Origin of the sequence: Sphingomonas sp. Leaf21, assembly GCF_916858675.1 — a bacterium.
Classification (GTDB): Bacteria; Pseudomonadota; Alphaproteobacteria; order Sphingomonadales; family Sphingomonadaceae; genus Sphingomonas.
The window spans coordinates 1-18,579 of record NZ_CAKASM010000004.1; the positions used below are offsets into that span (position 1 = coordinate 1).

Below are 18,579 nucleotides of genomic sequence, written 5' to 3' on the forward strand. Positions count from 1 at the left end.
CTCGATATACGCCATGCCAGAAGATTACACTGCCGAGATGCGCACGGGAATCAGGATCCGCGTTTTCGGACGGTTTCGAACCAATAACGAAAATCCAATCGCATGGATCGCAACGGCCTCCACACCGAGCTAGGCCGTGCCGCCGATCGACTCTTTCACACCATCATCCTCGAGGCGACCGGCAACGATTCCGGCGTGGCTAAACGCATCAAACCCCGCCAGCGCGTCGGATCCAACCTGCGTCGCGTCCAACTCGATCGTGGTTCGGCTGCCTCCCCAATCGTCGTCGATGGGGTCAGACCTGCCGCCCCGCACATAGCCGATAGCTTCCATGGTGAATGTCATAGCCACCTCCGCGTCGTGGCCTTCCTTGCCACGGCCGATCGAGAAATGGAAAACGCCAATGCGCGTGTTCCCGATACCATCTCAATGTTGATCGTACTTGCCGCTGAAGCTTCTTCTGGGTCACAAGTCGGCATGCTGATCGCTTTCCTGCTCGCCGCCGCCGCCCCCGACTGCACGTATGACCGCGCTGCAATGATGGCGCTGCCGCAGCAGGCATTCGATCAGGATACGACCGGCGGTTGGCGCGCGCTGTCGATGCGTGGCTGCGAAGCAGAGGCGGCAGACCTGATCCGTGACTGGCGCGAAACCAACAAACCCGAACGGAACGCGAGTATTCTTTACTGGCATGAGGGTCAGCTTCGCGCCGATCTAGGCCAGAGCGCCGCTGCGATCACGCTATTCGAACGGTCGCGCAAGACGGTCGAGGAAGATCATGGCATGGGCTGGAATCTATATGTCGATGGTAGCATCGCGTTCCTCCGCCGCGACCGCGCTGCCTTCGATCAGTCGCGTGCCGCGCTCGCGGCGTTGCCCAAGCCCGATGGCTTCGATCCGCGCGGCCCCGATGGAAAGCCGATCGAGATTCGTTGGCCGATGAACCTCAATGTACTCGATGGCTTCGCGCGTTGCTGGGATAAGCCGTATAAGGAAGCCTACACGATCTGCTCCGCACCGTTCCGGGTAATGAAGGCAGGCGGATAAGGTCTCTTCTCGGCAAGTAACCAATCATGGGGAAAGAGGCGCATGGATCGGGATGACGGCCGCCTGTGCGGCGCGCTTTCCCATGGCCCGTTCCCAATCCACAATTCCTGAGACTTCCAATTTCGACGGGGAAGCGGGAAGGTCATTCAGACCGACGACGTTCATCCCAGCGATCGAGGTGCCATGCGGCTCCCCCCTACCCCACCGCCTCGAACACGAACGCCGTACCGACGAAATCGCCCTTGAGCGGTGCGCGCAGACCTCGGTTCATCCAATAGGCGCCCGACGCGCGCTCGGGGACGCCCGCGGGTCTTGCCGATCCGTCGAGCATCTTGACCGTGTAGACCCGCGCCGGGTCCAGCCCCTGGGCATGGATCGCCGCCGGATTGTCGCGCCACATCGACGAATGCAGCATCTGGAACAACACGCCCTGCCGCTTGTCGCGGCCGACATACATGGTCGCCGCGGTCGCATTGTCGCCGGTCGGCGACTCCAGTCGGTAGAGCGCGCCGCGCTGCACCGTCTCGCGGATGGTCTTGTACGCCGCGACCCATTTGCGCGCGGTGGCGAAGTCGGCGTCGTTCCACTTGTCGAGGTTCGCGCCGATGCCGAGCCCGCCCTGCATCGACGACAGGAAGCGGTAATCGAGACTGGTGACGCGGGTATTCGCCCAATTGGGGCTGTCGGTGACCCAGGCCATCATGACCGCGACCGGATAGGCGCGGGTGAAGCCGTCCTGGATGCTCAACCGGTCGGCGGGATCGGTATTGTCGGAGGGCCAGACCTCATCGGTCAGCCCGATGATACCCAGATCGACTCGCCCGCCGCCGCCCGAACACGCCTCGATCTCCAGCTTCGGATGCCGCCGCCGCAGTTCGGACAGGATGTAGTAGAGGTTGCGGACATATTCGACATAGACGCGCTGCTGGTCGGCGACCGGCTGTTCGGGCCAGCCCGCCTCGGTCCAGTTGCGGTTATAGTCCCATTTGAGGAAGGCGATGTCGTTCTCAGTCACCAGCTTGTCGAGCACGGTCAGCAGGTGATCCCGCACATCGGTGCGTGCGAGGTTGAGGACGAGCTGGTTGCGCCCCTCGGTACGCGGCCGGTCGGGGAAGTTGAGCACCCAGTCGGGATGCGCGCGGTACAGGTCGCTGTCGACATTGACCATCTCGGGCTCGACCCACAGGCCGAAGTCCATGCCCAGCCCCTTCACCCGGTCGATCAGCGGCTTCAGGCCATTGGGGAATTTGGTCGGGTTGACGGTCCAGTCGCCCAGGCCCGCCTTGTCGCTGTTGCGCGCGCCGAACCAGCCGTCATCGACCACGAACCGCTCGACGCCGATCTTCGCCGCCTTATCGGCCAGCGCCATCTGCCCCGCTTCGGTCACGTCGAAGGCCGTCGCTTCCCAGCTATTATAGAGGACCGGACGCACCCGCGCCTTGTCGCCGTGCGGCAGGATATGGGACACCTCGAACCGGTGGAAGGTCCGCGACGCGCCGCCCATTCCCTCACTCGAATAGCCCGCATAGAAGATCGGCGTGTCGAGCGTCTCGCCGGGCTTCAACGTCCACGAAAAGTCGTAAGGGTTGTACCCGCCCGCGATCCGCACCCGGCCGAGATTGTCCGACGCGACGCTGATCCGGAACGATCCCGACCAGGCCAGTGCGCCGTACCAGACCGGTCCGTCCTTTTCGCTGGTCAGGCCTTCGCGACCGATCGCGAACCAGGGATTGTTGCCATGACCGGTCGATCCGCGACGGCTCTCCAGCACGGTCTCGGCCGCCTCGACCGGCACGGTCTTCTGGGTCCATTCGGCGGCATGGCGACCGGTCAGGTAATGCAGCCGGTAATCGTCCCCGACCGGCAGCGAGAAGACCGCGGCGGCCAGTTGATCGACCCGTACCGGCTTCGCATCGCCGTTGCGCACCCTGGCCGAGCGCGCGACGATGCCGGTCTCCGGATCGATCGTGTAGGTCAGCGTGACGAACAGCGGGCGGCGGATATCGGCCAGTTCGACGGTCAGCGTCTCGCCATTCGCCTTGTGGCTGCGATATTTGAGGACGAGGTCGCGATTGCCGTCGGCGAACAGCGCCTTGACGCCGGGCTCGCTGACCAGCCCTTCGCCCTGCCCCGGATATTCCTGAAGCGTCACCGACCCGGCGGGGTCGAAGCCTGACAACTCGCCCGGCGCCTTCAGGACGATGGGATCACCCGTCTTGACCGGATCGCCCGACACCAGCGGATCGTTCTCCGCGAGCGACGCGCCCCAGTAGAGCGGCTGGAGATAGCCCTTCTCGTCCACCCCCATGGCATAGGTGACGCCACCGCCGTCCAGGCGAAAGACGCGCGCCCCCGCCGGGGCCGTGACCTTTGCGGAGAGGGGCGTTGCGCCAACGGCCAATGCCATCATGCCCACACCCGCCAAAACGACGTTCCGCCACCCCATCACGCTCTCCTGCAAACCTTTGCATTAAGTCTGACATAGCGACGGGGCTCGACGCAAGGCTTTGTTTACGCGGACGGTATGTCCTGTTTCGGCCAAAGCGTCTTCAGCGGCTGCGTGGCGTCGGCCAGTGCCGCCGCGGCGATCACCGCGCCATCGGCGACCAGCGCCTTGCCCTGGACGAAGTCGCGCATCGCGTTGACGCAATCGAGCGCGATCACCCGGCCTTCGCGCAGATACACGACCGAAAAGCTTCGCGTCGCCGGATCACCGCGCAGGATCGCACGATCATGGCCGGTCGACAGGCCGACCGTCTGCAACTTCAGGTCATATTGGTTGGACCAGAACCAGGGCACCGCGTGATAGGCGACGTCGCGACCGACGATCGTCCGCGCCGCGACGGTCGCCTGGTCATGCGCGTTCTGGACCGACTCCAGCCGGATGACCGCCCCGTCGGCGAATGGGTTCACATGCGCGGCGCAGTCGCCGATCGCGAAGACGTGCGGCAGGCTGGTCCGCCCCTGCGGATCGATCGCGACCCCATTCCCGCCCGCCGCCCCCGCCGCGATCAGCGGGGCGACCGAGGGGATGATGCCGATCCCGACGATCGCCATCTGCGCCGCCAGCACCGTGCCGTCCGACAGCCGCACGCCGGCAATCGCTCCGTCGCCTTCCAGGCAGGTGACGCTCTCGTTCAGCCGGATCGTCACGCCATGCGCCCGGTGCTCGTCCTCGTAGAAGCGCGACAGCGCCTCGCCCGCGACGCGCGCCAGCACGCGATCCTGCGCCTCGACGATCGTCACCGCCTTGCCGAACCTGGTCAGCACCGCCGCCGCCTCCAGCCCGATATAGCCGCCGCCGATCACCACGACGTCCCGCACGTTCGGCAATTCGGCGATCAGCCGATCGACATCCGATCGGGTTCGCACCGAATGGACGCCCGCCAGGTCATACCCGTTGCACGACAGTCGCCGCGCATGGCCACCGGCAGCCCAGATCAACGTGCCATAATCGACCAGATCGCCCGCCGCCGTGGTCAGGCATCGTGCCTCCGCATCGACCGCGACGACCCGCTCCCCCAGGCGAAGGGCGATGCGCCGTTCGTCCCAGAAACGCTCCGGGCGGATCAGGATACGCTCGAACGCCTTGCCCCCGGCCAGATATTCCTTGGACAGCGGCGGGCGCTCATAGGGAGGATAATCCTCCTCGCCGATCATCGCGATCGTGCCGTCGAAACCTTCCTGCCGCAGCGCGATCGCGGCCTGCGCGCCCGCATGGCCGGTGCCGACGATGACGATGTCGTAGGAGGTGGGGGTTTCGGTCATGCGCCCGTCCTAGGCGCGAACGCCGCGCGCTGCCAAGGATGATGACCCGATGGCATGACAAAGCGTTGCGATCGCCAATCAGCGTCTTCAATCGGAGCGCGCTTGCCGCTAGGGGAAGGGTAAATCTTCAGGAGACACCATGAGCAAGCTGCACCTCGTGTTCGGCGGCCGCGTCAGCGACCCGCAGACTCTCGATTTCGTCGATCCCGCCGCCCTGGAAGTGGTCGGCGTCTTCCCCGACTATGCGAGCGCCGAAAAGGCCTGGCGCGCCGCCGCGCAGCGGACGGTGGACGATGCCGAGATGAAGTTCGTCGTCGTGCATCTCCACCGCCTGCTGGAGCCGACGCTCGGTTGATTTCGGTGATGGGCGAGGTCGGGGGCGTGGCCTTCGACTTCGCTCGGGCTGAACGGAGGGTGGGGGCAGAGCCCGGCCTTCGTCAGGCGTTACGATAGCGCCACAGCAGCAAGGGCTTGGCGAAGACCAGCCCGGCGACGAAGCCGCCGATATGCGCGGCGACCGCGATCGCGCCCATGCCCATCCCGGCATAGCCGAGCAGCAACTGGATGCCGATCCACCCCGCCGCCAGCCACAGGACATGGGTCATCTCGGCCGATAGCCCCGCCACGCCTTTGACAGCGCGTCGCCGACCGTAAAGCAGCGCATAGGCCCCGACGATCGCCGAAATCGCACCGCTCGCGCCGATCATCGGCATGGCCGAGCCGGGATCCGGAAAATATTGCGCGATCGCCGCCGCATAGGCACCGACGACGTACAGGATGACGACACCGCGCGGTCCCAGGGCCCGCTCGGTCTGCGCGCCGCAATAGACCAGCATGACGAGGTTGAACGCGATATGCGCCAACCCGCCATGGATCAGCGTCGCGGTCAGCGGGGTCAGGATCGTCGGCACGGCAAAGCCGAAATCGGGGGGGAGCGCCGCGCCCTCGAACCGCAGGGGGATGAATCCCGCCGCGACCGCCGCTTCGGGCACCATGCCGGTCAGGATCAGGATCAGCGACACGATCACCGTGACGGCCGCGATGGCCGTCGTCGCCCGTGCCGCTGCCCAGTTCATCGGATCAGATGAATTCGATTTTGCTGACGACGTAGTAGCGGTCGCCCGACGGCACCGTCACCTCGACCTCTTCCTCGAGCTTGCGCCCGATCAGCGCACGGCCGAGCGGCGAGTTGTAGCTGATCCGGCCGGTCTTGGCGTCCGCCTCGGTCTGGCCGACGATCTGATACCTGACCGGCTTGTCGTCCTCGTCGAGCAGCGTGACGGTCGCGCCAAACACGATCTTGTCGCCCGACAAATCCTTCGGGTCGATGATCTGCGCACGGCTCAGCTTGTCCTCGATATCGGCGATCGTCGCCTCCACCTGGCCCTGCCGCTCCTTGGCCGCGTGATATTCGGCGTTTTCGGACAGGTCGCCATGGGCGCGCGCTTCCTCGATCGCGTCGACGATCAGCGGCCGTTCCTCTTTCAGACGCCGCAGATCCTGGGTGAGCTTGTCATAGCCCTCCTGGAGCATCGGCATCTTTTCGACGGTCGCCATAATCCTAGTCCCCAATTCCATACGCATTCCCGGTACGGACCGCCCTCCCCCAGGGGACGAGCGGCCCGCCAGCACATCATGTTCTCATGTCGGGATCAGTTGTGCGAACGCGAATAGTAGGATTGCAGAGGGCGTACTTCAAGACCACGGGTGCCCGCGGTCGCAATCGCCTTGGCCGCCTCGACGCTGGCGGGCGCCGTGGTGAAGTAGGGAATCTTCTGCCCCAGCGCGGCTTCGCGGATCGGCTTGGAGTCCTTCAGGCTCTGCCACCCCTCGGTCGTGTTGAAGATCAGGGTGATGCCGCCGTCCTTGATCCGGTCGACGATATGCGGCCGCCCCTGCGCCACCTTGTTGATCTTCTCGACCGTCACGCCAGCGCGGTCGAGATAATCGGCGGTGCCCCCCGTGGCGACGATGGCGAAGCCCGCCTCCGCCAGCATCCGGGCGGCGGGAACGATCTGCTCCTTGTCGCCGTCCTTGACGCTGATGAACACCGCGCCCTCGGTCGGCAGGACGGTGCCCGCGCCCAGCTGCGACTTGGCGAACGCCGTGGTGAAGTCGGGGTCGATGCCCATGACCTCGCCGGTCGACTTCATTTCGGGCGACAACACCGGATCGACACCGGGGAAGCGCGCGAAGGGGAAGACCGCCTCCTTGACCGCATAATAGTCGATGTGGCGGTCGATCTGCGGCAGGTCGGCCAGCTTCTCGCCCGCCATGACGCGCGCGGCGATCTTGGCGATGGGCGTGCCGATCGCCTTGGCGACGAAGGGCACGGTGCGGCTGGCGCGCGGATTGACCTCGATCAGATAGACCAGACCATCCTTCACCGCGAACTGGATGTTCATCAGGCCGCGAACGTTCAGGCCGCGCGCCAGCGCCTCGGCCTGACGCTCGATCTCCGCGATGATCTCCGCCGACAGGCTGTAGGGCGGCAGCGAGCAGGCCGAGTCGCCCGAATGGACGCCCGCTTCCTCGATATGCTGGAGCACGCCCGCCACGACGACCTGGTCGCCGTCGCAGATCGCGTCCACGTCGACCTCGATCGCATCGCGCAGATACTGGTCGATCAGCACCGGCGCGTCGCCCGACACCTGCACCGCCGTCTGGATATAGTCCTCCAGCTGCTGCGGCCCGTCGACGATCTCCATGGCGCGACCGCCCAGCACGAAGCTGGGGCGCATCAGCACCGGATAGCCGACCCGCTCGGCGACGATCAGCGCTTCCTCGCGGCTGCGCGCGATGCCGTTCTTGGGCTGGTGCAGCTTGAGCTTGTCGACCAAAGCCGCGAACTGCTCGCGATCCTCGGCCAGGTCGATCGCGTCGGGGCTGGTGCCCAGGATCGGGATACCGGCCGATTCCAGCGCGCGGGCGAGGTTCAGCGGGGTCTGGCCGCCGAACTGCACGATCACGCCGACCAGCTCGCCGTTCGACTTCTCGACGTCGAGAATGGCGAGCACGTCCTCGGCGGTCAGCGGCTCGAAATATAGCCGGTCCGAGGTGTCATAGTCGGTGCTTACCGTTTCCGGGTTGCAGTTGACCATGATCGTCTCATAGCCCGCATCCGCCAGCGCGAAGCAGGCGTGGCAGCAGCAATAGTCGAACTCGATGCCCTGCCCGATCCGGTTCGGACCGCCGCCCAGGATCACGATCTTCTTGGCGGAGCTGGGCACCGCCTCGTCCTCGGGCTCGCCGAAGGTCGGGGCCTCATAGGTCGAGTACATATACGGCGTCTTGGCGTCGAACTCGGCCGCGCAGGTGTCGATCCGCTTGAAGACGGGCCGCACGCCCAGCTTGTGGCGATGCTCGCGCACCTCCTGTTCGGTCACACCGCCGGTCATCATCTTGACGACTTCGTGGATCAGACCCGAGCCGCGCGCGATGCCACGATCCATGCCGCGCAGATTGGCCGACTGGAGCGCCAGCCAGGCGAGCCGCTTGTCGGAGAAGCCCATCGCTTTCAGGCGGCGCATCCCCGCCGCATCCTGCGGCAGGCCGTTTGCCATGACCTCGGCTTCGGCGGCGACGATCTCGGCGATCCGCTCGAGGAACCAGGGGTCGTACTTGGCGATCGCATGGACTTCGGCGACGGTGAAGCCCTCGCGCAGCGCCTGGGCGGCGACCAGCAGCCGGTCCGGGGTCGCCCTGGCCAGCGCCGCCTCGATCTCGGCGCGCGGGGCACCGACCAGATGCTCGACATCGTTGAAGCCGCTGAGACCCGTCTCCAGGCCGCGCAGCGCCTTCTGCATGGACTCGTGGATGTTGCGGCCGATCGCCATGACCTCGCCGACCGACTTCATCGCGGTCGACAGGACGGGCTCCGAGCCCTTGAACTTCTCGAAGGCGAAGCGCGGGATCTTGGTGACGACATAGTCGATCGTCGGTTCGAACGAGGCCGGGGTCGCGCCGGTAATGTCGTTCTCGATCTCGTCGAGCGTATAGCCGACCGCCAGCTTGGCCGCGACCTTGGCGATCGGGAAGCCGGTCGCCTTCGATGCCAGCGCCGAGGACCGCGACACGCGCGGGTTCATCTCGATGACGATCAGGCGGCCGTCCTTGGGATTGACCGCGAACTGCACGTTCGAGCCGCCCGTCTCCACGCCGATCTCACGCAACACCGCCAGGCTGGCGTTGCGCATGATCTGATATTCCTTGTCCGTCAGGGTCAGCGCGGGCGCGACGGTGATCGAGTCGCCGGTATGGACGCCCATCGGGTCGATATTCTCGATCGAGCAGATGATGATGGAATTGTCGTTGCGGTCGCGCACGACCTCCATCTCATATTCCTTCCAACCGAGGAGCGATTCCTCGATCAGCACCTCGGTCGTCGGCGAGGCGTCGAGTCCGGCGCGGACGATCGCGATGAACTCCTCGCGGTTATAGGCGACACCGCCGCCGGTGCCGCCCAGCGTGAAGCTGGGGCGGATGATGGCGGGCAGGCCGACCTTCTCCAGCCCCGCCAGCGCCTCCGCCTCGCTATGCGCGATCGCCGAGCGGGCGGATTCCAGCCCGATCTTCTCCATCGCGACCTTGAACTTCTGACGGTCCTCGGCCTTGTCGATCGCCTCGGCATCGGCGCCGATCATCTGGACGCCGAACTTCTCCAGCGTGCCGTCCTCGAACAGCGCCAGCGCGGTGTTCAGCGCGGTCTGGCCGCCCATGGTCGGCAGGACCGCGTCGGGGCGTTCCTTCTCGATGATCTTGGCGACGACCGCGGGCGTGATCGGCTCGACATAGGTCGCATCGGCCAGCTCGGGATCGGTCATGATCGTCGCCGGGTTCGAATTGACCAGGACGATGCGATAGCCCTCTTCCTTCAGGGCCTTGATCGCCTGCGTGCCCGAATAATCGAACTCGCACGCCTGACCGATGACGATCGGACCAGCGCCGATGACGAGGATGGAGGAGATGTCGGTGCGTTTTGGCATTACTTATCTTCCGAAGCTGGTGCGTTGCCGATGACGCCGATCTTGTTCATCGACACGACTGCGCTGACTTTTTTGAGCACGCACTCAATCTTGGCGAAATCGGCATCCGGGTTTCCCCGAAACACGACCTCCCGGCCCCTGAGCACCAACCAGTTGCGCGGTGCGTGGCACGCGTCGGCCATGGCGTTCAGGTCAGCCCGACTCACCTGACGCTGGGGCTTGGTCGGTTGCGCCGCGACCTGCAAGGCAAGTGCGAGCAACACGCTCATTTCCGAAGCGCCCCCACGAACCGCTCGAACAGATAGAAGCTGTCCTGCGGCCCCGGCGAGGCTTCGGGGTGATACTGGACCGAGAAGGCCGGGCGGTCGGTCAACTCAAGCCCCGCATTCGACCCGTCGAACAGCGAGACATGCGTCTCGCGCGCGTTCGCGGGCAGCGTCTCGCGCTCGACCGCGAAGCCGTGGTTCATGCTGGTGATCTCGACCAGACCGTCGGACAGGCGCTTGACCGGGTGGTTCGCACCGCGATGGCCCTGGTGCATCTTGGTGGTCTTGGCACCCACCGCCAGACCCAGCAGCTGGTGACCCAGGCAGATGCCGAACAGCGGCTTGCCCGTATCGAGCAGCTGGCGGATCACCGGCACCGCATAGTCGCCCGTCGCCGCCGGATCGCCGGGGCCGTTGGACAGGAAGATGCCGTCCGGGTCCAGCGCCATCACGTCTTCGTAGGATGCAGTGGCCGGGACCACCGACACCTTCGCGCCCGCCTGAACCAGATTGCGGAAGATGTTGTGCTTGCTGCCATAATCGATCGCGACGACGTGCGGGCGATCCGCGCCCTCCGCGCCCGCATAACCGAAGCCCAGCCGCCACAGGCCGCCTTCGCGCGTCTCGCCCCAGCCATAATGCAGCTCGGTCGACACGTCCTTGGCGAGGTCCATGCCCTCCAGCCCCGGCCAGGCCCGCGCCTTGTCGAGCAGCGCGGCGATGTCGAACTCGCCGGCCGCCGAATGCGCGATCACGCCGTTGGGCGCACCGGCGGCGCGGATGCGGCGGGTCAGCGCGCGGGTGTCGATGCCTGCCAGCCCGATGCGGTTGTGCCGCGCCATCCACCCGGCCAGGTTCTCCACCGCGCGGAAATTGGACGGGGCGGTCGGGTCCTCGCGGACGATCATGCCCAGCGCGTGCGGCGCGTCCGCCTCGATATCGTCGGGGTTCGCGCCGACATTGCCGATATGCGGGAAGGTGAAGGTGATGATCTGGCCCGCGAAGGACGGATCGGTCATGATCTCCTGATAGCCGGTCATCGCGGTGTGGAAGCACACCTCGCCCACGGCATCACCCTCGACGCCGAACCCGCGCCCCCACAACACGTCTCCGTTCGCCAGAACGAGAACACCCGTGGCGCCCTCAGGCTTTTCGGGCATGGCGAATGGCTTGGCGTCGGCCATGATCGGCGGGCACTCCTGCTTGAAATCTCTGCAATGTCGCTAAGTGGCGTCCGCTAGACCCCGATGGCCCATCCGTCAACCGGTTCACGGAAATGCTTCGCTGCGCTATCGTCCCTGCCTTTCAGACAAGACGGACGAGACATGATTCGCGACGACATCAAGGCCGCGCAGGTGGCCGCCATGAAGGCTGGCGATAAGGAAAGCCGCGCGGCGATCAGCCTGATCCAGGCCGCCATCAAGAACCGCGACATCGAACTCCGCACCGGCGAAGCGCCCGCCGATGACGACATGGTCGTGATCGAGGTGCTGCAGAAGATGGTCAAGCAGCGCCGCGAATCGATCGCCATGTACGAACAGGGCGGCCGCCAGGAACTCGCCGACGCCGAAAAGGCCGAGGTCGCGGTGATCGAACGCTTCCTGCCGCAGACGCTGAGCGAGGACGAGACCAGGGCCGCGATCGAGGCGGTCAAGGCGGAGATCGGGGCGAGCGGCATGAAGGACATGGGCCGTGTCATGGCCGAGCTTAAGGCACGCCATGCGGCGGTGCTGGATATGAGCAAGGCGAGCGGGTTGGTGAAGGCGGCGCTGGCGTGATGTGAGTGGGGGAGCGGGCCCGGTGGATGGTTCTAATCTTGAGCGTTGCCCCCTCCCCCAACCCCTCCCGCCTGCGGGAGGGGAGCCTGCTTCGTTTCGTGGAGATGACTACCCTCCGCCCCGAACGCATCCCCTCCCGCAGGCGGGAGGGGACCGAGGGGAGGGCCCCCGCCACTTCCGCGAAAACCGCCCGACGAGGCGCGCACGGGAACTCAGGCTCAATCCGACCGATGCGGAACGGCGGTTATGGCGGGCGCTATCCAGACGCCAGGTCGCGGGCGTCCGCTTCAACCGACAGGTCCCCGTCGGTCCCTATATCGCCGACTTCGCCGCCAGATCCGAAAAGCTGATCGTCGAAGTCGATGGCGGCCAGCACGACGAACGTGCAGCTTACGATGAAGCCCGCACCCACTATCTCGAAACCCAAGGATGGCGCGTCATCCGCTTCTGGAACAACGACGTTCTGGGCAACCTTGAAGGCGTCGTCCTCACCATCGAACGCTCGCTTGCGGCACCGCCCTCCCCTCGGTCCCCTCCCGCCTGCGGGAGGGGAAGCGCCAGAAGCAGCCGCGATCCCGATTAGCTCCCCTCCCGCAGGCGGGAGGGGCTGGGGGAGGGAAAGCGACGCGCGTTCGGGAGCCCAGCCGCACACCCCCACCCCTTGCCAGAAACCCCCTCCTCCGCTACACATTATAATCGCGAGGACGCCATGAGCCTGACCCCGCAATTCCTTGACGAGCTTCGGGCTCGCACCAGTCTGTCGGCACTGATCGGCAAGACGATGAAGCTGCAAAAGGCGGGCCGGGAATATAAGGGCTGCTGCCCTTTCCATAACGAAAAGACGCCGAGCTTCTACGTCAACGACGACAAGGGCTTCTACCACTGCTTCGGCTGTTCGGCGCATGGCGACGCCATTCGCTGGATGACCGACCAGCGCGGGCTGCCCTTCATCGACGCGGTCAAGGAACTGGCGCAGGCCGCCGGGCTCGACATGCCCGAACAGAACCGCCGCGCCGCGCAGAAGGCCGAGCGCGCCAAGGGCCTGCACGACGCGATGGCCGATGCCGCCGCATGGTTTTCGGAACAGCTGGGCGGCCTGTCGGGTGGCGATGCGCGCGAATTGCTGAGCCGCCGCCGGGTCACGCCCGAGACGGCGCGCACCTTCGGCCTGGGCTTCGCGCCGGACAGCCGGGGCAAGCTGAAGGCGGCGCTGAAGGATTATGGCGACCCGGCGCTGATCGAGTGCGGGCTGCTGATCAAGGTCGACGGCAAGGAGCCCTACGACCGGTTCCGTGGTCGGCTGATGATCCCGATCCGCGACGCGCGCGGTCGGGTGATCGCGTTCGGCGGCCGGATCATCGGCGACGGCGAGCCCAAATATCTCAACTCGCCCGACACCCCGCTCTTCGACAAGGGGCGCACGCTCTACAATCTCGACCGCGCCGCGCCCGCCGTGCGCAAATCCGGCCGCGTGCTGGTGGTCGAGGGCTATATGGACGTGATCGCCCTCGCCCAGGCCGGGATCGAGGAAGCGGTGGCGCCGCTCGGCACCGCGCTGACCGAGCATCAGCTCGAACGGCTGTGGCGGATGGTCGACGTGCCGACGCTCTGTTTCGATGGCGATGCCGCGGGACAGAAGGCCGCGATCCGCGCCGCGCACCGCGCGCTGCCGCTGCTCCAGCCGGGCAAGAGCCTGTCCTTCGTCACCCTGCCCCAGGGCCAGGATCCCGACGATCTGGTGCAGGAAAAGGGTGCGGCGGGGTTCGAGGCCGTGCTGACCCGCGCCACGCCGCTCAGCGACCTGCTCTGGCAGTCGGAGATCGCGCAGGCCCAGACCGACACGCCCGAGGGCCGCGCCGCGCTGAAACAGCGGCTGGAGGAACTGGCGCAGCAGATCCCGCACAAGGATCTGGCCTACGAGTATAAGCGCGCGATGATGTCGCGCTATTTCGACATCTTCGGCATTCGAAAAGCCAACGCAGAAAAGCTTCGGCAGGCGGTTGCAGAATCTTTCCGCAATCCTGGCAGGGGTTTGGACTATGCGTTCAAAAGGGCCGTGCTGCTTGGACTTATGCGCCACCCTTCTGTTTTATCGAGTTACATTGACGAGGTGCAGCGCCTAAAAATCGAAGATCGTTATCTCGATAAATGGCGGTCACACCTCGTAGATATAGCTTTCCAGTATAAGTTCCTAACCGAAAGCCTGGTCGAACAGATAATATCGCAGACTGATGTAGCGCCAATCGAAGAGCGCAATTACACTCGCGACCTAGCCTACAGCTTCTACCGTCGTTCAGCACCCCCGGAGCAAGCTTGTGAGGATTTACGACACGTGATCGAGATCATGCTTGCAGAGGCAGAGACTCATGAAAATCTTCGGCAAGCGATTGACGCATTTAAACGCGAACTGACGCCCGAAACGTTCGAAGCTCAAAATAAAGCTCAAAGAGATCATCAGCGTAAACAGAGCGAGCTAGCAGACTGGGTCGAACAGATGGGGGAGGCCGCTTGATACAGGCACCTTCGCGCCCCATATCCGGGGCATATTGGGCGAGTTACGCCCACACTGGAAAATTACGCATGGCCCCCTCACCCGCTTGCCAAACCGGCGGTGTGCGTGAAAGAGGCCGGGCATTGAGACCCGAGGGCATTTGATGGCGAAGGCGAATATGGCGGCGGATACGACCGATACCACGGAAACGGGCGATGCGCCGCTGATCGACCTGAACGAGGCGTCGATCAAGAAGTTGATCGCCCGCGCCAAGAAGCGCGGCTACATCACCTATGACCAGTTGAACGAAGCGCTGCCGCAGGATCAGATGTCCTCCGACCAGCTCGAGGATATCATGGCCGCCCTCAACGAGATGGGCGTCAATATCGTCGAGAATGAGGAGCAGGGCGAGGACGGCGAGTCCGAAGAGGAAGCCGACGACGCCGCCGACAGCAACGACGGCGACGGCGATGCCGGGCCGCAGCTCGAGACCAAGAAGAAGGAAACCGTCGATCGCACCGACGATCCGGTCCGCATGTACCTGCGCGAAATGGGCGCGGTGGAACTGCTGTCACGTGAGGGCGAAATCGCCATCGCCAAGCGGATCGAGGCGGGTCGCGACACGATGATCCTGGGGCTGTGCGAAAGCCCGATCACCTTCAACGCGATCATCGACTGGTCGACCGCACTGAACGAAGGCACGATGCAGCTTCGCGAGATCCTCGATCTCGACGCGATGCTGTCCAAGGACGCCGGCCCGGAAAATCTGGGCGAGGAGGACGAGGACGACAATGGCGAAATCAGCGCCAAGAACGCCGGTCCGCAGTTCAAGGAAGAAGAAGAACCCGAAGAGCCCTCGGTCGACGGTGAGGACGAGGAGGGCGGCGAACGCCGTGGTCCGCGCGCCGAGGACGAGGAGGAGGACAACACCCTCAGCCTCGCCCAGATGGAGGAAACGCTCAAGCCGCAGGCGCTGGAGAAGTTCGCCAACATCACGAGCATCTACAAGAAGTTCTCGAAGATCCAGCAGCAGCGCCTGGAGTCCATGGCGCTGGGCGGCGAATTGTCGGCGGCGGACGAGCGCAAATACCACAAGCTGCGCGAAGAGCTGACCGCCGAGGTCGAGAGCGTGCAGTTCCACAATGCCAAGATCGAGTTCCTGGTCGACCAGCTTTACGCCTTCAACCGCCGTCTGACCGCGCTGGGCGGCCAGATGCTGCGTCTGGCCGAGCGGCACAAGGTCAACCGCAAGGATTTCCTCGACCGCTATCTGGGCCATGAGCTGGACGAGAACTGGCTCGACACGGTGCGCGGGCTCGACAAGAAATGGGGCAACTTCGCCACCAACGAAGCCGCGACCGTCGACCGCATCCGCAGCGAGATCGGCGAGATTTCGCAGCAGACCGGCATGGCGCTGACCGAATTCCGCCGCATCGTGAACATGGTGCAGAAGGGCGAGCGTGAGGCGCGCATCGCCAAGAAGGAAATGGTCGAGGCGAACCTGCGCCTCGTCATCTCCATCGCCAAGAAATACACCAATCGCGGCCTGCAGTTCCTGGACCTGATCCAGGAGGGCAATATCGGCCTGATGAAGGCGGTCGATAAGTTCGAATATCGCCGCGGTTACAAGTTTTCGACCTACGCGACGTGGTGGATCCGTCAGGCGATCACCCGCTCGATCGCGGACCAGGCGCGGACCATCCGCATCCCGGTTCACATGATCGAGACGATCAACAAGCTGGTCCGCACCAGCCGCCAGTTCCTGCACGAGCAGGGCCGCGAGCCGACCCCGGAAGAGATGGCCGAGCGCCTCTCCATGCCGCTGGAGAAGGTGCGCAAGGTGATGAAGATCGCCAAGGAGCCGATCTCGCTCGAAACGCCGATCGGCGACGAGGAGGATTCGCATCTGGGCGACTTCATCGAGGACAAGAACGCGGTCATCCCGGTCGATGCGGCGATCCAGGCGAACCTCAAGGAAACGGTCACCCGCGTCCTGGCCAGCCTGACCCCGCGCGAGGAACGCGTGCTGCGTATGCGCTTCGGCATCGGCATGAACACCGACCACACGCTGGAAGAGGTCGGGCAGCAGTTCAGCGTGACCCGCGAACGCATCCGCCAGATCGAGGCCAAGGCGCTCCGCAAGCTGAAGCACCCCAGCCGCAGCCGCAAGATGCGCAGCTTCCTCGACCAGTAAGGTCGCGCACGAGGCTAATGAAGAGGGCCGCCGGTCGGAGGACCGGCGGCCCCTTTTTTCATGGGCCCTACAGACGCGTCGTCAGCAGCCTGGCCGGTCGGGCCTTGCCGGTCGCCGGGGCCGGTTTGACCGCCGGGCAGGTCGACAGCTGAATATGATCGCGCGCCAGCTTCGGGCAGAGGGCGGCCGTCAGGTCCGCCTGAAAAGCCAATTGCTGATCGTGCATCCAGGCGGTGAGCCCCTGCAGCAGGTCGAGGTTCAACCTAGTCCATTTGGCGAGTTCGGGATGATCGAACATGGCCATGCCCAGGGCCTGACGATCGGCCTGCGACCATTCTTCGCCATGATGGATGCTCTGATACCCGATGCCCGACGAGAAGAAGGCGGTGATCTTTCGCATATCGTCATCGGTCAGGCGTGCGGCATAATAGCCCAGCATGTGGTCGAGATTGCGCCGACGGCTGCGTTGCCACGCGGCATCATAGGCGGCGTGCATATCGGCCTTGGCCAGAGACTGGGCGCGCGGGGGTAGGCCTCCAACAGTCTTGGCAAAGCGCTCCTCCGCCAGCGAACGGCCCGCATCTTCCATGTGCTGCTGATCATTGTCCTTGGCCACGACCTGCATCATCCGGTCGGCGAGCGCGAGCCGCTCGGGCGTTGTCGGCAGGTCCGCAGGCAACGGAGGCGCGCCGAGGGTCTTGAGAAAGGCCATTCCCTCATTAACGACCTTCTGGTCGCCTGCGGGAAGCGCCGCGGGTGGAGTGCCCCCCACCGCAGCGCCGCTGCCTTCCGGAATCTGCCACCGAAAGCTCATGACCGGCGTCGTCGCGGCAATCGCCTGTCCAGTGGCATCGTGCGCCGGTCTGAAATGCGCACGCTGGGTCAGGACCGTGCAGGTCCGCGCATCGAGCAGCGGATGGCCGCTGCTGTTCGCCACGTGACACCCCGCGACCATGCCATTTGCATCGACGTCGAGCTGGACCGACACCCGCCCCTCGTTCCCCGCCCGCATGGACGCGGGCGGATAGTCGTCGGGATGCACCCAGTCCGTCACGGGCCCTTCCGGCACGGGAGGCGCGGCCGCCGTCTGCGCGGCGACCGGCATCGCCGCCAGACAGGATGACATTCCCCAGATGACGATCGAACGCATGACTTTCCCCCCGAAATGACCCCTCTTCCACTCTCCCATCGGACGTATCGGCGCGCTGACCATCGGGTGACATCACAGTCAGGCGCTCGCCCCCTCCACAAGACGGGGGGAAGGCGGTAATCGGGGTGCCATGAAGTATGCGTTGCCGTTTCTCGCGCTGCTGACCGCAGCCGCCCCCGCCAATCAGAATGTCCCCCGTCCCGGCTATGTCCGGGTGCAGCTCAACACGTCGGAGGGGCCGATCGTCGTTGCGCTCGACACGCGTCACGCGCCCGCGACCAGCACCAATTTCCTCGCCTATGTCGATGACGGCCGGTTCGACGGCACGGTCTTCTATCGCGCCGCGCGCGACAAGCGGAACCCGAAACAGGGTTTCGTCCAGGGCGGCATCCGGACCGATGCGCGACGCATCCTTCCCCCCTTCCCGCTGGAGACGACGGCGAAGACGGGGATCAAGCATCTCGACGCGACCATTTCGATGGCGCGCGGCCAGTCACCCAAATCGGCGGGCGGCAATTTCTTCATTACCGTCGGCCCGACCCCGGGCATGGACGCGCGGCCGGGCTATCCGGGCTATGCCGCGTTCGGGCGGGTGGTCGCCGGCACGGATACGGTGAAGAAGATCCTCGCCAAGCCGTCGGGCGGCGGCATGGACGCGATGAAGGGGCAGATGATCCTCCAACCCGTCCGCCTGATCACCGCCAAACGCCTGGACGGCAAGCCCAAGCCCACCGGCGAACCCAAGGTATGGTTGATCAACTTCGGAGGATGAGGTGCGGCGTGTCCCCCGGCCTTCGACCTCGCTCAGGCTGAACGGTGATCGGGAATACACCACGCCCCTATACGCCCGCCTGCCTCGCCCCACCCTCCGTTCGCACCGAGCGAAGTCGAAGTGGACGG

15 protein-coding genes are annotated in these 18,579 nt (G+C 65.1%); 7 read left to right on the plus strand and 8 right to left on the minus strand.

Features of this window, described 5'->3' with window-relative positions:
* Positions 1-102 precede the first annotated feature (102 nt).
* Positions 103-1,047, plus strand: coding sequence for a hypothetical protein (locus LRP66_RS05225; protein ID WP_230481461.1), 945 nt, complete (start codon positions 103-105; stop codon positions 1,045-1,047).
* A gap of 196 nt (positions 1,048-1,243) precedes the next feature.
* Here LRP66_RS05225 and LRP66_RS05230 read toward each other — a convergent pair whose 3' ends face one another.
* Positions 1,244-3,457 carry an alpha-galactosidase gene (locus LRP66_RS05230; RefSeq protein WP_230481462.1) on the minus strand — a complete coding sequence of 738 codons (2,214 nt, stop codon included), beginning with the start codon at positions 3,455-3,457 and terminating at the stop codon, positions 1,244-1,246.
* Positions 3,458-3,558: 101 nt separating this feature from the next.
* Positions 3,559-4,815 (minus strand): NAD(P)/FAD-dependent oxidoreductase, encoded by a 1,257-nt coding sequence (locus LRP66_RS05235; protein ID WP_230481463.1) that lies wholly within the window; start codon positions 4,813-4,815, stop codon positions 3,559-3,561.
* Between the two features lie 139 nt (positions 4,816-4,954).
* On the opposite strand from LRP66_RS05235, the gene LRP66_RS05240 reads away from it, so the two are divergent.
* The gene (locus tag LRP66_RS05240; RefSeq protein WP_230481464.1) at positions 4,955-5,170 is read left to right on the plus strand and encodes a DUF4170 domain-containing protein; all 216 of its coding nucleotides are present in this window, start codon (positions 4,955-4,957) and stop codon (positions 5,168-5,170) included.
* 82 nt (positions 5,171-5,252) lie between these two features.
* Here the strand turns inward: LRP66_RS05240 and LRP66_RS05245 are convergent, their stop codons facing one another.
* The 5 genes from LRP66_RS05245 to carA form a co-directional block, all read right to left on the minus strand.
* Positions 5,253-5,891, minus strand: a complete 639-nt coding sequence (locus LRP66_RS05245; protein WP_230481465.1) for a rhomboid family intramembrane serine protease — start codon at positions 5,889-5,891, stop codon at positions 5,253-5,255.
* A gap of 4 nt (positions 5,892-5,895) precedes the next feature.
* Positions 5,896-6,372 carry a transcription elongation factor GreA gene (gene greA, locus LRP66_RS05250; protein WP_230481466.1) on the minus strand — a complete coding sequence of 159 codons (477 nt, stop codon included), beginning with the start codon at positions 6,370-6,372 and terminating at the stop codon, positions 5,896-5,898.
* Between the two features lie 95 nt (positions 6,373-6,467).
* On the minus strand, positions 6,468-9,800 hold the full coding sequence (carB, locus tag LRP66_RS05255) for a carbamoyl-phosphate synthase large subunit (RefSeq protein ID WP_230481467.1): 3,333 nt from the start codon (positions 9,798-9,800) through the stop codon (positions 6,468-6,470).
* A complete protein-coding gene (locus LRP66_RS05260) occupies positions 9,800-10,069 on the minus strand; it encodes a hypothetical protein (protein WP_230481468.1) in 270 nt (89 codons plus the stop codon). The genes carB and LRP66_RS05260 overlap by 1 nt, the downstream gene beginning before the upstream one ends.
* Positions 10,066-11,250 (minus strand): glutamine-hydrolyzing carbamoyl-phosphate synthase small subunit, encoded by a 1,185-nt coding sequence (gene carA, locus LRP66_RS05265; RefSeq protein WP_230481469.1) that lies wholly within the window; start codon positions 11,248-11,250, stop codon positions 10,066-10,068. The genes LRP66_RS05260 and carA overlap by 4 nt, the downstream gene beginning before the upstream one ends.
* Positions 11,251-11,391: 141 nt before the next feature.
* Between carA and LRP66_RS05270 the strand changes: the two genes are divergently transcribed.
* From LRP66_RS05270 to rpoD, 4 genes are all read left to right on the plus strand, one after another.
* Entirely contained in the window at positions 11,392-11,844 is a 453-nt protein-coding gene (locus LRP66_RS05270) for a GatB/YqeY domain-containing protein (protein ID WP_230481470.1), read from the plus strand.
* A gap of 22 nt (positions 11,845-11,866) precedes the next feature.
* Complete coding sequence (locus LRP66_RS05275) at positions 11,867-12,427, plus strand: endonuclease domain-containing protein (RefSeq protein WP_230481471.1); 561 nt, start codon at positions 11,867-11,869, stop codon at positions 12,425-12,427.
* 126 nt (positions 12,428-12,553) lie between these two features.
* The gene (gene dnaG, locus LRP66_RS05280; protein ID WP_230481472.1) at positions 12,554-14,356 is read left to right on the plus strand and encodes a DNA primase; all 1,803 of its coding nucleotides are present in this window, start codon (positions 12,554-12,556) and stop codon (positions 14,354-14,356) included.
* Between the two features lie 142 nt (positions 14,357-14,498).
* Entirely contained in the window at positions 14,499-16,529 is a 2,031-nt protein-coding gene (gene rpoD / locus LRP66_RS05285) for an RNA polymerase sigma factor RpoD (RefSeq protein WP_230481473.1), read from the plus strand.
* A gap of 67 nt (positions 16,530-16,596) precedes the next feature.
* Here rpoD and LRP66_RS05290 read toward each other — a convergent pair whose 3' ends face one another.
* Positions 16,597-17,679 carry an energy transducer TonB gene (locus LRP66_RS05290; RefSeq protein WP_230481474.1) on the minus strand — a complete coding sequence of 361 codons (1,083 nt, stop codon included), beginning with the start codon at positions 17,677-17,679 and terminating at the stop codon, positions 16,597-16,599.
* A gap of 130 nt (positions 17,680-17,809) precedes the next feature.
* Here LRP66_RS05290 and LRP66_RS05295 point away from each other — a divergent pair, with 130 nt between their 5' ends.
* A complete protein-coding gene (locus tag LRP66_RS05295; protein WP_230481475.1) occupies positions 17,810-18,451 on the plus strand; it encodes a peptidylprolyl isomerase in 642 nt (213 codons plus the stop codon).
* Positions 18,452-18,579 lie beyond the last annotated feature (128 nt).

What these genes read in the sequence shown, in the direction of transcription:
- carB (WP_230481467.1), bottom strand. Translation starts at nt 9,800, where the DNA reads ATGCCAAAACGCACCGACATCTCCTCCATCCTCGTCATCGGCGCTGGT.
- LRP66_RS05245 (WP_230481465.1), bottom strand. Translation starts at nt 5,891, where the DNA reads ATGAACTGGGCAGCGGCACGGGCGACGACGGCCATCGCGGCCGTCACG.
- carA (WP_230481469.1), bottom strand. Translation starts at nt 11,250, where the DNA reads ATGGCCGACGCCAAGCCATTCGCCATGCCCGAAAAGCCTGAGGGCGCC.
- LRP66_RS05225 (WP_230481461.1), top strand. Translation starts at nt 103, where the DNA reads ATGGATCGCAACGGCCTCCACACCGAGCTAGGCCGTGCCGCCGATCGA.
- dnaG (WP_230481472.1), top strand. Translation starts at nt 12,554, where the DNA reads ATGAGCCTGACCCCGCAATTCCTTGACGAGCTTCGGGCTCGCACCAGT.
- LRP66_RS05230 (WP_230481462.1), bottom strand. Translation starts at nt 3,457, where the DNA reads ATGATGGCATTGGCCGTTGGCGCAACGCCCCTCTCCGCAAAGGTCACG.
- LRP66_RS05295 (WP_230481475.1), top strand. Translation starts at nt 17,810, where the DNA reads ATGAAGTATGCGTTGCCGTTTCTCGCGCTGCTGACCGCAGCCGCCCCC.
- LRP66_RS05240 (WP_230481464.1), top strand. Translation starts at nt 4,955, where the DNA reads ATGAGCAAGCTGCACCTCGTGTTCGGCGGCCGCGTCAGCGACCCGCAG.
- greA (WP_230481466.1), bottom strand. Translation starts at nt 6,372, where the DNA reads ATGGCGACCGTCGAAAAGATGCCGATGCTCCAGGAGGGCTATGACAAG.
- rpoD (WP_230481473.1), top strand. Translation starts at nt 14,499, where the DNA reads ATGGCGAAGGCGAATATGGCGGCGGATACGACCGATACCACGGAAACG.
- LRP66_RS05290 (WP_230481474.1), bottom strand. Translation starts at nt 17,679, where the DNA reads ATGCGTTCGATCGTCATCTGGGGAATGTCATCCTGTCTGGCGGCGATG.
- LRP66_RS05270 (WP_230481470.1), top strand. Translation starts at nt 11,392, where the DNA reads ATGATTCGCGACGACATCAAGGCCGCGCAGGTGGCCGCCATGAAGGCT.
- LRP66_RS05260 (WP_230481468.1), bottom strand. Translation starts at nt 10,069, where the DNA reads ATGAGCGTGTTGCTCGCACTTGCCTTGCAGGTCGCGGCGCAACCGACC.
- LRP66_RS05235 (WP_230481463.1), bottom strand. Translation starts at nt 4,815, where the DNA reads ATGACCGAAACCCCCACCTCCTACGACATCGTCATCGTCGGCACCGGC.